At 59.1% G+C, this 15,542-nt stretch carries 12 protein-coding genes; all 12 read left to right on the forward strand.

From position 1 onward, the window contains the following. The first annotated feature begins 83 nt into the window (after window positions 1-83). The gene (gene leuA / locus HX866_RS16865) at window positions 84-1,778 is read left to right on the forward strand and encodes a 2-isopropylmalate synthase (RefSeq protein WP_177140132.1); all 1,695 of its coding nucleotides are present in this window, start codon (window positions 84-86) and stop codon (window positions 1,776-1,778) included. Window position 1,779: 1 nt separating this feature from the next. Then, window positions 1,780-2,520 carry an AraC family transcriptional regulator gene (locus tag HX866_RS16870; protein ID WP_177095740.1) on the forward strand — a complete coding sequence of 247 codons (741 nt, stop codon included), beginning with the start codon at window positions 1,780-1,782 and terminating at the stop codon, window positions 2,518-2,520. A 183-nt stretch (window positions 2,521-2,703) separates the two neighbouring features. Beyond that, on the forward strand, window positions 2,704-4,167 hold the full coding sequence (locus HX866_RS16875) for an efflux transporter outer membrane subunit (RefSeq protein ID WP_177095742.1): 1,464 nt from the start codon (window positions 2,704-2,706) through the stop codon (window positions 4,165-4,167). Then, window positions 4,164-5,336, forward strand: coding sequence for an HlyD family secretion protein (locus HX866_RS16880; RefSeq protein ID WP_177095743.1), 1,173 nt, complete (start codon window positions 4,164-4,166; stop codon window positions 5,334-5,336). Before HX866_RS16875 ends, HX866_RS16880 begins: the two co-directional genes overlap by 4 nt. Then, on the forward strand, window positions 5,329-6,870 hold the full coding sequence (locus HX866_RS16885; RefSeq protein ID WP_177095746.1) for a DHA2 family efflux MFS transporter permease subunit: 1,542 nt from the start codon (window positions 5,329-5,331) through the stop codon (window positions 6,868-6,870). The genes HX866_RS16880 and HX866_RS16885 overlap by 8 nt, the downstream gene beginning before the upstream one ends. Before the next feature lie 463 nt (window positions 6,871-7,333). After that, window positions 7,334-8,110, forward strand: coding sequence for a DUF3050 domain-containing protein (locus tag HX866_RS16890; RefSeq protein ID WP_177095748.1), 777 nt, complete (start codon window positions 7,334-7,336; stop codon window positions 8,108-8,110). Next, the gene (locus tag HX866_RS16895; protein WP_177095751.1) at window positions 8,107-8,454 is read left to right on the forward strand and encodes a DUF4437 domain-containing protein; all 348 of its coding nucleotides are present in this window, start codon (window positions 8,107-8,109) and stop codon (window positions 8,452-8,454) included. The genes HX866_RS16890 and HX866_RS16895 overlap by 4 nt, the downstream gene beginning before the upstream one ends. A gap of 25 nt (window positions 8,455-8,479) precedes the next feature. Then, window positions 8,480-9,409 carry a diiron oxygenase gene (locus HX866_RS16900; protein ID WP_177095753.1) on the forward strand — a complete coding sequence of 310 codons (930 nt, stop codon included), beginning with the start codon at window positions 8,480-8,482 and terminating at the stop codon, window positions 9,407-9,409. Window positions 9,410-9,421: 12 nt separating this feature from the next. Continuing rightward, on the forward strand, window positions 9,422-12,898 hold the full coding sequence (locus HX866_RS16905; protein ID WP_177140133.1) for an amino acid adenylation domain-containing protein: 3,477 nt from the start codon (window positions 9,422-9,424) through the stop codon (window positions 12,896-12,898). Between the two features lie 20 nt (window positions 12,899-12,918). Further along, the gene (locus tag HX866_RS16910; protein ID WP_177095757.1) at window positions 12,919-13,386 is read left to right on the forward strand and encodes an SRPBCC family protein; all 468 of its coding nucleotides are present in this window, start codon (window positions 12,919-12,921) and stop codon (window positions 13,384-13,386) included. A 264-nt stretch (window positions 13,387-13,650) separates the two neighbouring features. Continuing rightward, a complete protein-coding gene (locus HX866_RS16915; protein ID WP_177095759.1) occupies window positions 13,651-14,541 on the forward strand; it encodes an acetaldehyde dehydrogenase (acetylating) in 891 nt (296 codons plus the stop codon). Then, complete coding sequence (gene dmpG, locus HX866_RS16920; protein WP_177095761.1) at window positions 14,538-15,533, forward strand: 4-hydroxy-2-oxovalerate aldolase; 996 nt, start codon at window positions 14,538-14,540, stop codon at window positions 15,531-15,533. Before HX866_RS16915 ends, dmpG begins: the two co-directional genes overlap by 4 nt. Window positions 15,534-15,542 lie beyond the last annotated feature (9 nt).

A 15,542-nucleotide genomic window follows, 5' to 3' on the forward strand; every position in this document is an offset into this window, starting at 1 on the left:
CGGCTAGTATTGGATCCAATGTCCGGTGGCGCCAAGCCCGTGTGCCTGGCCACAGACGAACTGTTCTAAAAAGGAGAAACGCCATGATGCTCAAGGATCCTTCCAGCAAATATCGACACTTCACCACGGTCAACCTGCCGGACCGTACATGGCCCGATAAGGTCCAGGCAGTCGCGCCAACCTGGTGCAGTGTGGATATGCGCGACGGCAATCAGGCGTTGATCGAGCCAATGAACGCTGAGCGTAAGCGGCGTTTTTTCGAGCTGTTGGTCAAGGTCGGTTTCAAGGAAATCGAAGTGGGCTTTCCCGCGGCTTCGCAAACCGATTTCGACTATATTCGTGAACTCATTGAGAGTGGCGCGATTCCCGACGACGTGACGATCCAGGTCATGACGCAAGCGCGCAGTCATCTCATCGAGCGCACCTTTGAAGCATTGAAGGGGGCTCCCCGCGCTATCGTGCACGTTTACAACGCGACGGCTCCGGTGTTCCGGGATGTTGTGTTTAATGTGGACCGTGCGGGTTGCATCGAGATTGCCACCCAGGCGACTCGGGAAATCAAGGGGCATATGGAGGCCAACTCCGGTACGCAATGGACGTTCCAATATTCCCCGGAAACCTTTTGCTTTACTGAGCTGGATTTCGCCCTGGAAATCTGTGAAGCAGTGACGGACGCCTTCGAGCCGAGCCCGTCCAACAAGATGATCCTGAACCTGCCGACGACCGTGGAAGTCTCCACCGCTAATGTGTTTGCCGATCAGATCGAGTGGTTCGGTCGGCATTTCAGTCGGCGTGACAGCGTCGTCATCAGTGTTCACCCGCACAATGATCGGGGCACCGGGGTTGCCACCGCCGAGCAGGCGTGCCTGGCGGGTGCCGAGCGGGTAGAGGGCACGCTGTTCGGTAACGGCGAGCGCACCGGCAACGTCGATATCCTCACCCTGGCGATGAATCTCTACACCAGCGGCATCGATCCGCAGTTGGATTTCTCCGACATCATCCATGTGCAGCGCGAAGTGGAGTTCTGCAACCAGTTACCCACTCATCCACGTCACCCCTATGCCGGCGAGTTGGTATTCACCGCCTTTTCGGGGTCGCACCAGGACGCGATCAAGAAGGGCTTCGCCGCACGCCAGGCCAACCCGCAGGGCTTTTGGGAAGTGCCTTATCTGCCAATCGATCCCGTCGATATGGGGCGCAGCTATGAGGCAGTGATACGCGTCAACAGCCAGTCGGGCAAAGGCGGGGTGGCCTATCTGCTGGAGCAACACGGCATCGTGATGCCGCGCCGCTTGCAGATGGAGTTCAGCAACCTGGTTCAGCAGGAAGCGGATGGAGGCGGCCAGGAGATCAGCGGCGATATGATCCTTGCCTGCTTCACCCAGCATTATCTGGATCAGGGCAAACCTTACACCTTGCTGCCGCCCAAGTTGGTGACCGAAGGTAACGTGACCTACCTCGAGGGGACGCTTCAACACGGGACGCGCAAGATCGACTTGAGCGGCGAGGGCAACGGCCCGCTGGCGGCGCTGGTGGATGCTTTTGCGCACCGTGGCATTCACTTCGATATCGCGGATTATCACGAACACGCCACTCGCGATGGAGCCCAGGCCGAAGCGCTGGCCTATGTGGAGATTCGTGTGGATAACCAATTGCTGTTTGGTGCCGCCCGTGATGGCAGTAGTTTACTGGCTTCGCTCAAGGCGGTGACGAGCGCCGTCAATCGCGCCTCGCGCCTCGGCTTGCTCAGCGTGATAACCGACGCGGTGGCTTCTTGAGGTGAATGCTCATAAAGCCTTGGCGTCACTCGCCGGTAACTACGGGCATGGAGACATAGTGGCTTCGCATCAGCATGCCAACGGTCAGTTGGTGCATGCCATCAACGGTGTGATGCTGGTCTCGGTTGTCGGCAGGACGTGGGTGGTACCTTCCGGGCATGCGCTATGGGTACCTTCAGGCATGGAGCACCAGATTCGCATGACTGGCGAGGTGCGCATGCGCACTTTGCTGATCACGCCTGGTGCTTACAGCGCGCTGACGGAGGAGTGCCAAGTGATCAAGGTGTCGCCACTGTTGCGTGAGTTGATCGTGGCAGCGGCCGATGTACCGGGCGATGAACGTGAGGTTACGCGCCATCTGCAGATTGTCGATCTGATTTTCTCGGAGCTCGAGAGCGCGGACCGGGTGGTGGCGCATGTGCCGATTCCGGATGAGCCGCGACTCAAGTCGCTGTGCGCCGACTTTATCGACAACCCCTCCCAGGAGTCGAAACTGGAGCATTGGGCGGTGCAACTCAACATGAGTTCGCGCACTCTGGCGCGGCTGTTCCAGAAAGAATTGGGCATGAGCTACGGCGAATGGCGCAAGCGCACGCGGCTGCTGCTCAGTTTGCAGCGGCTGGCGTCGGGTGTGTCGATTCTGGAAGTGGCGCTGGAGCACGGTTACCAAAGCCCCAGCGCTTTCACCGCAATGTTCAAGCGCACCATGGGCTACACCCCGAGCAACTGCCGCCTGGTCTGACCCCTCAAACATTCCTATTGCACAGGGCCCCCCTTTTGCGGGGGCACGCGTGCCCGTGCCCAGGGTTCGGGCGCTCTTTGGGCACGTTGTCTCAATCGAAACGATAGTTGTCTGGAACTCGGGAGAAGCGCAGCCCGGCGCTCTCATACCCTGCGTATCTATTCAGAACTCTGGACTCCTGCGATGCTTTCGCCCTCTTTTACCGCGCGGCACGGCTGTTTTTCGCTCTTGGGCGTGGCGGTCGTTTTGTTGGCGGGTTGTTCATCATGGGTCGCCCATCAGCCGGCACAACCGCACCCGGAGCGCATCGATGCCCTGAGCCGTCTGCCGCAAGGAGTCTCCGCCCAGGCGTTGCCCGAACGCTGGTGGCAGTTGTACAACGCCCCCCAACTGGACGCGCTGGTGCAGCAGGCGCTTGAGCACAACCGCGACTTGGCGGCCGCCCAGGCCCATGTGCAAGCGATGCTCGCCGGGATCATGCAAGCCGACGCCGAGCGCTGGCCGTCCACCCAGGCGTCACTGGGCGCCGCTTACGGCAAGACCGCCGATGACCAGACGCTCGCCAAAGCCACCGATAGTCATGCGCCGTCGCAATGGGAGTTCAATCCCGGCTTCGAATTGTCTTATCAAGTGGATATCTGGGGCCAGGTGCAACGCGGCATCGAGCTTGCCCAGGTCCAGGCCGCCGCCGCCCAGGACGCTGAAGACTTGCTTCGCATCACGCTCGTGGCGCAAACCACACGCGCCTATGTGAACGTCTGCGCCCTCGGCGCACGGGCCAAGGTTCAGCGGCATTCGCTGGACGTGGTTGGCAAAAGCCTTGCGTTGACCGACCGCCGGCGCCAGGCCGGCGAGGTCACCGATCTTGAATACGCGCGTATGCAGGCCCTGCAAGGCGAGACCCTGGCCTTGCTGCCGATGCTTGAAGCGCGTCGACAAGCCGCGCTGTATGAACTGGCGATGTTGACCGGCGTGGCCGACCTGCAGCAAGGCGCCGCCACCTGTGACGTCGTACCGCAACTCAACGCCGAGCTGCCTGTGGGCGACGGTTGGCAGTTACTGGCACGCCGCCCGGATATTCGCCGGGCCGAGCGAGAGCTGCAGGCGGCCGCGCTGCAGGTGGACATCGTGCAGGCCGATCTGTACCCGAAAGTGACCTTTGGTGCGTCGGTGTCCTCATCCAGCCACGCTCCCCATGAGCTGGGGGACAGCAGCGCGGTGATGTTCGGTATAGGCCCGTTGATTACGTGGCAATTTCCCAACTGGCGCGCCAATCGCGCGCGGGTCAACCAGGCCCGGGCACTCGAGCAGGTCGACGTGGCACGATTCGAGGGCAGTGTCCTCAATGCCCTCAAGGACGTGCGCCAGGCGCTCGCGTTGTATGACGGCGAGCGCCAGCGCCACGCGGCCTTGAGCCAGGCCCTGGACAGCAGTCGCCAGGCCTACAAGCTGGCTCAGCTCAACTACAACGCCGGGTCTATCGACTTCCTTGATGTGCTCGACAGCGAGCGCGAATTGATACGGATGCAGGCCACGCGCGCCGATGCCGACGGTCAGTTGTTGCAGCGTCAGATCGCGCTGTTTCACGCCCTTGGCGGCGGTTGGCAGTCGTCCTCTTCCGTCACCCTTTCCGGTACCCAGCCATGAATATCGCCGTTGATGAAAAAAACGTTTACCACGACGAGCATGAAAGTGTGGTCCAGCAACTGATGCATGAGCGCAAGCAGCGCCGCAAAAGAAATCTGATATTGCTGGGAGGCGCTGTGCTGCTGTGTGCGGCGGTGATCTTCGGGGTGTATTGGATGACGGTCGGCCGTTATCTGGAGCAGACCGATGACGCTTATGTGCGTGCCGACTGGATTCCGATCAGCCCACGGGTGTCCGGCTACGTCGCCCAGGTGCTGGTGGAGGATGACCAGCCGGTCAAGGCCGGGGACGTGCTGGTACGCATCGATGATCGCGACTATCAGGCGCGGCTGGAACAGGCACGTGCCGAATTGGCAGAAACCGAGGCATCGGTGGCGGCACAACAAGCCAACCTGCAAGTGACCGATGGCCTGATCACCCAACAGAAAGCCGGTCTTGCCCAGGCCGACGCCCAGACCCGCAGTGCGCGCGCCGAACTGCACCGCGCCGGCCTGGATCGCCAACGCTACGAAGGCTTGGTCCGCGACCACGCCGCCAGTGCCCAGCGCCTGGAAACCGCCTCCGCCAGCTATCTGCAGGCCAGTGCCGCGGTGGAAATGTCCCAGGCCATGCAACGTCAGCAAGACACCCGCTTGAACGTTGCCATCACTCGGCGCCAATTGGCCGAAGCCTCACTCAAACAACAGATGGCGCGGCGTAGCCAGGCCCAGGCGCTGTTGAGCCTGGCCACCAATGCACTGGAAGACACATTGATCCGCGCGCCAATCGACGGCGTGGTGGGGCAGCGCAAGGTACGTACCCGCCAATATGTGGCACCAGGTTTGCCGCTGCTGGCCGTGGTGCCGCTGCAACAGGCCTATGTGGTGGCCAACTACAAGGAGACCCAATTGCGCGAGATGCACGCCGGGCAAACGGTGGATATCAGCGTCGACAGCTATTCGGGGCGCAAGCTCAAGGGGCATGTGGTGAGTTTTTCGCCGGGCTCGGGTGCGGTGTTTGCCCTGCTGCCGTCGGACAACGCCACCGGTAATTTCACCAAGATCGTGCAGCGCTTCCCGGTGAAGATCCAGATCGACCAACACGACGAGGGCGGTCCCATCCTGCCGGGTATGTCGGTGATTACTACGGTTGACACCCGCCCCGGCACCCAGGGCGCTGGGCATGACTGAGGCCGCGGAGAAGACGGTTTCGTTTCGCGCCTGGGTCGCAGTGATCGGCGGTCTGTTCGGCTGTTTCATGGCCGGCATGAACGTGCATGTGACCAGCGCGGCGCTGCCGGAAATCGAAGGCTCCCTGGGCGCGACCTTCGAGGAGGGCTCGTGGATTTCCACCGCCTATCTGGTTGCGGAAATCGTCATGATCCCTCTGACCGCGTGGCTCGTGCAGGTGTTCTCCCTGCGCCGCGTCATGCTCGTCGGCTCGTTTGTCTTTCTGTTGGCTTCGATTGCCTGCTCCTGGGCGCCGAACCTGGAAGTGATGATCATCATTCGGGTGATTCAGGGCGCTGCCGGCGCGGTGCTGATCCCCCTGTCGTTTCAGTTGATCATCACCGAGTTGCCGCCGAGCAAGATCGCCATGGGCATGGCCTTGTTCGCGCTGTCCAACAGCGTCGCCCAAGCCGCCGGCCCCTCGATTGGCGGCTGGCTGACCGACGCCTATTCCTGGCGCTGGATTTTCTATCTGCAGTTGGCCCCGGGCATTCTGCTGTTAATGGCGGTGGCCTGGTCAATCGATGCTAAGCCCATGCAGTTGAGTTTGCTCAAGCGCGGCGACTGGGGCGGCATCACCGCCATGATCGTCGGCCTGGGTGGCTTGCAGATCGTCCTGGAAGAGGGCGGGCGCAAGGATTGGTTCGGCTCCGACTTTATCGTCTGGATGTCGCTGATTGCCGGCGTTGCCTTGGTCTACTTCGTGTTGTCGCAGCTGTATGGCAGCCGCTCCTTCATCAACCTGCGCCTACTCAAAAGCTACAACTTTGGCGTGGCCAGCGTGGCGATGTTCATTTTTGGCGCAGCTACCTTTGGCCTGGTGTTCCTGGTGCCCAACTACCTGTCCCAGCTGCAGGGGTATAACGCCCGTGAAATCGGGGTCAGCCTGATCGCCTACGGCCTGGTGCAATTGGTATTGGCACCCTTCATGCCGCGCCTGATGAAGTGGCTCAATCCCAAGTTCATGGTGGCCACTGGGTTTTTTATCATGGCGCTGGGTTGCTACCTCGGCGCTCACCTGAACGTCGACAGTGCGGCCAACGTGATCATTCCTTCGACCGTGGTGCGCGGCATCGGACAGCCGTTGATCATGGTGGCACTCTCGGTCCTGGCGGTTTCCGGGCTGGCCAAACACGAAGCCGGCTCCGCCTCCGCGTTGTTCTCGATGCTGCGCAACCTCGGTGGTGCAGTGGGCACGGCGGGGTTGACGCAGATCGTGGCCATGCGCGAACGCTTTCACTCCGAGCGGGTGGGCGAGTCCATCACCTTGTTTTCCCCGTCGTTCCAGGAACGCATGCGCGCCGGTATGGCCGACAGCGAAGCTTTCGTCTTTAACCAGTTGTTGCCCGCTCAACAGCAGGTGCTTGAAGGGCTGATCCACACCGTGCGCCGCGAGGCGTACCTGATGGCGTACAGCGATGCGTTCTACGTGTCCTGTGTTGCCCTGATCCTGTGCGGCATCGCGGCCCTGGCATTACGACAATCAAAGAGTTGAAACGCGTCCATGGCCCGCGGGCAGTTAGCGGGTGAACATCATCGATCAAGAGGGAACTTGAATGGTAAAAAGGCAAAATGCCGCTGGATAGCTGAATAATTTGCTCTATCAGCAAACACATATAAGTTAACAACGCTCTTGATGAGGGCGTTGGTTGACTATTGCCTGGCGAAGTTGATGTTAATAACTTTGGCCGGGCTTCTTTTGTTTGGGTTTTTTAAGCTTGGAAGCATTTTGTATTAAATTTATAAAAAATGCTTGCTGACAATCTGTGACTCCTCTAAGTTTCACCTTGCCTCGCCAACTGACCTCTCGTGTTGGTAGGGCATGATCGTGAATATAACTTGCATATCAACTTAAATCTGGCCGGCATTGGCGAGACGAGCCTGTTTATGCCTGAAAAATATAACCTTATATAGGTTTGGCGGCCAGGGCATAACTTAAGCCTGACAAGGAGCGCACCATGGAAGATAAAAAAACGCTGTTGGATGCAAAGAAAACCGAACTTGGAAATCACCGGATCTTTTCTGAAATCAACTCGTTACCGGTCTTGCGCGCTTTTATGGAAACCCATGTATTTGCTGTCTGGGACTTCATGTCCCTGGCCAAGCGCCTGCAACAGGACCTGACTTGTACCCGCCTGCCGTGGCTCCCGCCACTGGACCCGGCAGCCGCTCACTTGATCAACGAAATCATCCTCGGTGAAGAGTCCGATCAGAACCTGCAGGGCGGTCACTACAGCCACTTCGAACTCTACTTGCACGCCATGCGTGAGGTGGGTGCCAGCACTGACAAGATCGAGTTTTTCGTCGAAATGATGCGTGAGGGCATTGACCTTCAAACCGCCCTGATGCGCTGCGACGCCGGCCTGGCCGCCTCTGCATTCGTCACCGATACCATCGAAACCGCCATCAATGCATCCACCCACAGCGTCGCCGCAGCCTTTCTGCACGGGCGTGAAAGCGTCATCCCAGAGATGTTTCAGCGCATTCTGGATGACTGGGACATCACCTCCGACGACGCGCCGACGTTCCGTTATTACCTGCAACGCCACATCGAAGTCGACTCCGAAGATCACGGTCCGGCCGCCGAAAGTCTGCTCGCGCGCTTGGTCAATGGTGATGTCCAGCGCCAGGAAGAGGTCTACGTTTCGGCCATCGGCGCCGTGCAAAGTCGCTTGGCATTGTGGGACAACCTGCGCCTGGCCATGCGCGAAAACGTCAGTGAGTGTGTGGCATGAAAGTCGAAGTCATCGAAGCCGACCAAGCCCAATGGTTCGAGGTTAAGTCTGAGCGTGGTATCACCCTGACCGTATTCAAGGACACGCTGGACCACGTGAATAAAACCGGTGTTCGTACACGCTTGGTGCGCTTCCATCCGGGGGGCGGCACCCGTGAAATCTACACCCATGACTATCACGAAGAAGTGTATTTGATCGAGGGCGATCAAACAGAGTTGGCCAGTAAAGAGCGCGCACAGAAAACCTATCGGGACGGCAGTTACTTCTTTAGGGCCGCGCACACCGAGCACGGCCCGTTCAACTCTGAAGCAGGATGTCTGCTGTTTGAAGTGCACTATTACTGAACGTCATGAACAAAGGGATCGATTCATGAGAGCTGATGAGTACCAATCTTTCTCAGAGGCGTGGGAGGAGCGTGCGACGATTCGCACGCGGCCAAGAAGACGCTTGGAAGACGATGAAAAGTTGATATTCCCGATCAGTCGTCAACCGCTGGTAATGGGCGAGACATTTACACGGGAGTGCGCTGGCCTGCAGCAATTCGTACTTGTTCAGAGCTTGTACAAGTTCATTAATGATGTCGTGATTTTCGAAACGGAAATTGTCGATAAAACTGCACGGGCGATAGCAAAGGACAACTTTTCCATTCGTTTTCCGTTTGCCTGTCGGTATGACGCGATGACCGTGGTTGTCGACGAGGATTACCACGCGTTGGTGGCGATGGACTTCATGCAGCAGACCATCGAATTGACCGGCATCTTGCCGATCGAGTTGCCGGCACAAATCGAACTCAGCCGCTCGATACCCATGGCGTTGGCGCTGGCCCCCGACCACCTCAAGGCGGCCGTGGAGCTGATCTGCGTCGCCATCGCGGAAAACACCCTGACCAACGACGTCGCGGCATTTGCCCGGGACGACTCGGTCAAGGTCTCGGTCAAGGGGTTGATGGCCGACCACCTGGCCGATGAGGGGCGGCACTCGGGATTCTGGGCCAAGTTGACGCGTATTTACTGGAGCGCCGCGAGCGAGCAGGACCAGCACACGTTGGCGGCGATCATGCCGGTGTTCCTGCGTGAGTACCTGACCAACGAGATCCAGCAGGGCTTTGATTTCGCCTTGATCGATCACTTGCCGGTAAGTCCACCCGTCAAGGCGGCGCTGCGCGAAGAGGTCAAGGGCATGAGCTTTCCGATCACGGCGTCGCATCCACTGGTTGGCAACATCGTCCGCTTCTTCAAACACAGCGCCATGCTCGACGCTCCCTGCATGCAGGAAGCACTCGCCGATTATCTGCGCTAGAGGAGAACTTCAATGAGACATCTTGATATCGTTCTGTGCGGGCGCAGCCATGCGCTCGCCCACCTTACGCAAGAGCTGGAACAGATGGGCCATACGGCGCATCTGCTGAGCAGTGATAACGCTATTGATCGCTGTCAGCTACTGGCGCCGGATCTCTGCATCGATGACGCCAGCCTGGTGCGATCCCCGCCGTTTGCGATGGGTCACCGACTGTCCTTGCAAGTGCACTGCGACAATGCCGACGATGTCCTCGCCCCCTTGCAGTTGCACTGCCTGTGGCGTCCGCACGCCAGCGACTGGATGACGCTGGGCCAACGCGAAATCTGCGCTGGCAGCGCGGGTAACGGTGCCGACCTGAGCCGTGAAGCGATTGAGCAGATGGTTGAATTGGCCTGCCTACACATCGGCCGTTTCTCGCGCAGCGACGACTATCTGGATGACCGTCGCCCGTCGTTCCCAGCTATCGATAGTCTGTCGAGCCTGACCCTGCTGGACCGCTTGGCCTGGCTGCACCGGCACAATGCAACCACCGACGCCGGGGTGCTGGAAGAAGCCAGGCTTTCATTTGTACAGCGCCTGGGCGACAGCCTGCTGGCCAATTCCGAGCGTAACGCCTTGAAGGTGGATGGGCGGGGCATGTCTTATGCGCAACTGCATGCCTACAGCGTGGCGATTCAGGAGCGCCTGCAACCTTTCCTGCAGGCACCTGCCGCCGGGCTTACGGTGGTCGGTATCTCGTTGCCCAAAGGCACTGCGCTCTATGCGGCGATTCTGGCTGTGATCGGCTGCGGTGCGGTGTACTTGCCCCTGGACCCGGCCCATCCGGCCGAGCGCCGTGCGGCGATTCTCAAGCACGCCGGTGCCAGCCTGCTGATTCAGGACGCCGAGGCCAGCAACCCGCTGCCTGGCCTGGCCACGCTGGACATCAGCCACCTGGACTTCTTCCACCATGGCACCCAGGGTTACAGCCGCGTGGCCCTCGCACCGCGCCAGAGCCTGCTGCGTGTGGACCTGGCCGGCACGGCGCCCTGTGTGGCGATCTACACCTCGGGCACCACCGGGCAACCCAAGGGTGTACTGCTGACCGTCGATAACCTCAGTCACTTCTGCGCGTGGTATGCCCCTTACGTGACTCTGAGCGAACACAGCCGCGCATTGCAATTTTCCACGATCAATTTCGACGCGTCGTTGCTGGATATCTTCCCGACTTTGATCCATGGCGCCGAGTTGATCGTGCCCACCGAGGATCAGCGTCGGGATCCACTGGCACTGGCCGAGTTGATCGAGCAAGAGCAAGTCACCCACGCCTTCCTGCCGCCGGCGCTGTTGAGCATCATCCCGCTGCAGTCGCTGTTTGGCATGCAGCACCTGGTCACCGGCGGGGATGTGTGCGAGCCCCATGTGATCGAGCAATTGGTCGGGCAGTGCGCGTTGCACAACATCTACGGCCCGACCGAAACCACCGTGCTCGCTACCTGCCGCAGGTTCGAGCGCGGCGACAGCAATCGCAACCTCGGGTTGCCGATTGCCAACACCGCGATTTACCTGCTCAATGAGCAGGGTCAACCGGTAGGCGAAGGTGATAGCGGCGAGATTCATATCGCCGGCCCCGGCGTGGGAGCCGGTTACCTGGACGCCCCGCAGATGACCGCCGAGCGCTATCGCTTTCATGCTTTGCCCGACGGCCAGAGCCTGCGCCTGTATCGGACCGGCGACTTGGCGCGCTGGACGCAGGACGGCATACAGATCATCGGGCGTCTGGATAACCAGGTGAAGATCCGTGGTTTTCGCGTGGAGCCTGAAGAGATCGAACACCTGCTGCAATCGAGTCAGTTGTTCCGGCAACTGGTGGTGGTCATCGATAACCAGCGGCGCATCCTGGCGTTCTTCTCCCAGCCTCAGGGCGGCGATGGCCAGCAGGCCAGCGAGCAGCTGCAGACTTACGCCATCAACCATCTGCCCGATTACATGCGCCCCAGTGCCTACTGCCTGCTGGAGCAGTTGCCGGCCACGGCAAATGGCAAAATCGACCGCAGGGCCCTCAGGGACATGCCGGTCAACTACAAGCCCCAAGGGCCACGCCAGGCGCCGCAGAATCCTACCCAGCAGTATCTGCTGGAACTTTGGTCAGGCCTGTTGGATATGCCCACCGCGGATATCTCCGTGGATGACAGCTTCTTCAACCTCGGCGGGCATTCGATCCTGCTCTCGCAGATGCTGATGGGGATTCGCGCAGCGTTTGGCAAAGGGGTCTCGATCAACCGCTTTATCGAACAGCCGACGCTGATCAACCTCGCCAACCTGGTGGATCAGGACGTCGAGGCCGCGGCCACCGTCAGCCCGCAGGCGTTGCATGACGCGATGATCCGGCCGGAGTTGGAGGTGCTGCCGATCAGCCGTCTGGGCAATCTGCACAAGGTGATCGTTACCGGTTCCAACGGCTTCCTCGGCGTGCATATCGTGGAGGCACTGCTGGAGCTGGGCAGCACAGAAGTGGCTTGCCTGGTACGTGAGTCGGGGGGCATGAGTGCACAACAGCGCTTCGAAAACGCCTTGGTGCAGAACCGCCTCGAACATCTCGACCTGAGCCGGGTCAAGGTGCTGGCGGCTGATATCAGCCAGCCGCGCCTGGGCTTGTCCGATGCGGACTATGAATGGCTTGATCGTGAATACGGCGTGCTGATCTACAACGCGGCCAACGTCAACCATGTACTCGACTACGAGTCGCTGGTGAAGGACAACGTCACCCCGGTGTTGGAATGCCTGCAATTGTGCGAAGGGCGCAGCAAGAAGATTTTCAACTTCATTTCCACCTTGTCCGCCTCCAGCACCGTGGACGCACAGGGCCGGGTGTTGGAAGAACCACCGGCCTTCACCCCGCCGATCTACATTCGCAATGGCTACAACCTCTCCAAGTGGGTGGCCGAGCGCATCTTGTGGAACGCCAGTGAGGCGGGGGTCTGGGTCAATCTCTATCGCCCGGGGAACATCGCGTTCAACACCCGCAGCGGTGTGTGCCAGCCACACCAGAACCGCCTGATGTTGATGCTCAAGGGCTCGTTGCAACTTAAGGAAGTCCCCGAACTGGCGCTCAACTTCGACCTGATGCCGGTGGATTTCCTTGCGCGTTTTATCGCCTTTCACGCCAGTCGCCATCAACCGTCCAGGGCGGTGTTCAATCTGCATAACCCGCTGCCCCTGACGTGGAACCATTACCTGGAAGCATTCCGCTCCGCCGGGCACGACTTCCAGATGGTCCCGGTGACGCAATGGCAACAACGTCTGTCGGCCATCGATAGCGATAACGCGCTGTTCGGCGTGGTCGGGTTTTACCTCAATGGTTTCGAGGAAGACATCGGCGACATCTCGATGATCGAGTACCGCAATGCACTCTCGGGCATTCGCAGCATGGGTGAAGACTACCCGGCCAAGAACAGTGCGCTGCTGCAAAAAGGCTGTGATTACCTCAAGCAAATCGACTTTATCTGACCCAAAAAAGGAGTTTTCCCATGCAACATTTTGAACCCGATACCCTGGTCCGCAACCCGGTAGGCAACGCCATCGTCGCCAGTGTTGACGTGAATGCCGATGCCCGCAGCGTGTGGAATATCGTCGGTGATTTCTCGGGCTTCGCGAAGTTTATTCCGGCCCTGTCCCATATCGAAATGACCGGGACCGGCGTGCGTTCGGTACGCAAGAAGCTGTTCAAGGATGGCAACGTGGTGATCGAGCAACTCAATACCCACGACGCTGAACGCATGACCATGACCTGGTCACTGATCTACACCTCACTGAACATCGGCAACCTGTGGGCGGTCATGGAAGTCGTTCCTCTAGGGGCAAATCAGAGCCAGGCGACCTGGACCATCATTGGCCAGCCTTACACCGGCGGCAAGGAAGATATTCCTGCGTTCGAGGCATTCCTGCAGGGGTTTGCCGATGATGCAATGAAGAACGTGCAGGCGCTGTTTGCCTGACGCGTCGCTTCAATTGCCCTGCAAGCGCTCCGGGTGTGTGCGCTTGCAACCCTCCAACACCCTCCCTCCCAAGCCTTGCGCTGACGCTCTACTTTTCCACACGCGGACAGGTGAGCGTCATGTTTGTTTTTTCAGCCAAACCCAAGAACGTACAAGCAATGCGCGCAGTGGAAAGCTTATGGTTTATACACGGGCCAGGAACTCTCGAAACACAGAGTTTGCGGCGGGTGGGTGGCACAAAATCTCAGATCAGTGGTGAGCAAAATGGAATCTGCAATTTCTCGCAAGCGTGCTGCGATCATCGGATCGGGAAGCATAGGGATAGATCTGATGTACAAGGCCATGCGTTCTCGTCATCTGGATCTGAAGATGGTGGTAGGGCGCAGTCTCGCCAGCGAAGGTCTGGCCAGAGCCCGGGAGTTGGGTATTGCAACGTCTGCCGAAGGGATCGAATTCCTGGCCCATCACGCGAGCGGGATCGACATTGTTTTTGATGCCACCTCTGCTCAGTCGCATCGAGTCAACGAGCCGTTTTTTCGCAAAGCCAACCTGCTGGCGATCGACATGACGCCGGCAAAAATCGGAGCGATCTGTGTACCGTCGATCAATCTGGACAGCATGGTCAACGAGCGCAACGTGAATCTGGTGACCTGTGGTGGTCAGGCGAGCATTCCGCTGGCTTATGCGATCGCACAGGCCTTCGAGTCCCTGGAGTACATCGAGGTTGCGTCGACCATCGCCTCGGACAGTGCCGGTATGGCGACCCGAGAAAACATCAATCAGTACATTCTGACCACCGAGCAAGCGCTGCGGCATTTCACCGGGGCCGCGCGGAGCAAGGCGGTGCTGAACATCAACCCGGCCAAGCCTGGCATAAACATGCAGACGACGGTATTTGCCAAAGGCCGTTATGAAAGCCTGGAGAAAGTCCGTGCAAGTCTCAGGCAAATGGTTGCTCGCGTTCAACGCTACGTTCCCGGTTACCAGGTGGTCCTGGAGCCCATCGAGTCCAAGGGCTACCTGACCATGAGCGTGACGGTACGAGGCAGCGGCGATTACTTGCCCGCCTACGCAGGCAATCTGGACATCATCAATTGCGCCGCCATCGCCGTCGCCGAATTTCATTCTGCTTGCTGGGAGCGGACCGCCGCATGATTACCATCACCGATTGCACCTTGCGTGATGGCAATCATGCTGTGCGCCACCAGTTGACAAGAGACCAGATTCGTCAGTATGCCGAGCAGGCAGATAGAGCCGGTATCGACATCATCGAAGTTGGTCATGGCAATGGACTCGGCGGTTCTTCGGCGCTGTTGGGAACTAGCATTGTCGATGACCGGGACATGCTCGAAACCGCCCGTTCAGTGATCAAGAATGGACGGCTGGGGATTCATTTCATCCCAGGCCTGGGCAAATCGACTGACCTTGAAGTGGCAATCGATGTGGGTGTTGATGTCTTCCGGATCGCTTCTCACTGCACAGAAGCCAACATCACCGCGCCTTATATCGAGTCGGTCAAGAATCAGGGCAAGACCGTTTATGGCGTGCTGATGATGAGCCATATGGCCGAACCTGACGCACTGGCTCGACAAGCCTCACTCATGGCGAGCTATGGCGCCGATGCCGTGATTCTGATGGACAGTGCGGGCCACCTGACCCCCGACGATGTGCGCTGGCGGATCCAGGCAATTCAGAATTTGATCGATACGAAACTGGGATTTCATGCCCACAACAATCTGGGGCTGGCGGTCGCCAATTCAATCGCGGCGGTTGAAGAGGGCGCTCAACTGCTGGACGCCTGCATCAAGGGGTTTGGTGCCGGTGCCGGCAATACGCAACTTGAGACGCTGATTGCCGTGCTCAATCGCTCGGGGTATCGGACACGGTGTTCATTTGAAGGAGTCGCCGGCCTGGCACGGTCTTCGGAACAGTATTTGGATTGCCTGACTCCGCACATTGGCGCGGCCAATATCGCCAGTGGTATTCACGGTTTGTTTTCCGGTTTTGCACCGCATATAAAACGCGCCGCAGAGCAATTCAAGGTAGATGAGTTCCAACTGTATCAACTGCTGGGTCAACGTCAGTTAGTGGCTGGACAGGAAGACATCATCATCGAGACCGCCGCCAGGCTGTCCACCACTTACTGAGCCCACTTC

The organism is Pseudomonas gingeri (assembly GCF_013386165.1).
Classification (GTDB): Bacteria; Pseudomonadota; Gammaproteobacteria; order Pseudomonadales; family Pseudomonadaceae; genus Aquipseudomonas; species Aquipseudomonas gingeri_C.

Coding starts and splice junctions, on each gene's coding strand:
- leuA (WP_177140132.1), top strand. CDS start 84: ATGATGCTCAAGGATCCTTCCAGCAAATATCGACACTTCACCACGGTC.
- HX866_RS16875 (WP_177095742.1), top strand. CDS start 2,704: ATGCTTTCGCCCTCTTTTACCGCGCGGCACGGCTGTTTTTCGCTCTTG.
- HX866_RS16880 (WP_177095743.1), top strand. CDS start 4,164: ATGAATATCGCCGTTGATGAAAAAAACGTTTACCACGACGAGCATGAA.
- HX866_RS16885 (WP_177095746.1), top strand. CDS start 5,329: ATGACTGAGGCCGCGGAGAAGACGGTTTCGTTTCGCGCCTGGGTCGCA.
- HX866_RS16890 (WP_177095748.1), top strand. CDS start 7,334: ATGGAAGATAAAAAAACGCTGTTGGATGCAAAGAAAACCGAACTTGGA.
- HX866_RS16895 (WP_177095751.1), top strand. CDS start 8,107: ATGAAAGTCGAAGTCATCGAAGCCGACCAAGCCCAATGGTTCGAGGTT.
- HX866_RS16900 (WP_177095753.1), top strand. CDS start 8,480: ATGAGAGCTGATGAGTACCAATCTTTCTCAGAGGCGTGGGAGGAGCGT.
- HX866_RS16905 (WP_177140133.1), top strand. CDS start 9,422: ATGAGACATCTTGATATCGTTCTGTGCGGGCGCAGCCATGCGCTCGCC.
- HX866_RS16910 (WP_177095757.1), top strand. CDS start 12,919: ATGCAACATTTTGAACCCGATACCCTGGTCCGCAACCCGGTAGGCAAC.
- HX866_RS16915 (WP_177095759.1), top strand. CDS start 13,651: ATGGAATCTGCAATTTCTCGCAAGCGTGCTGCGATCATCGGATCGGGA.
- dmpG (WP_177095761.1), top strand. CDS start 14,538: ATGATTACCATCACCGATTGCACCTTGCGTGATGGCAATCATGCTGTG.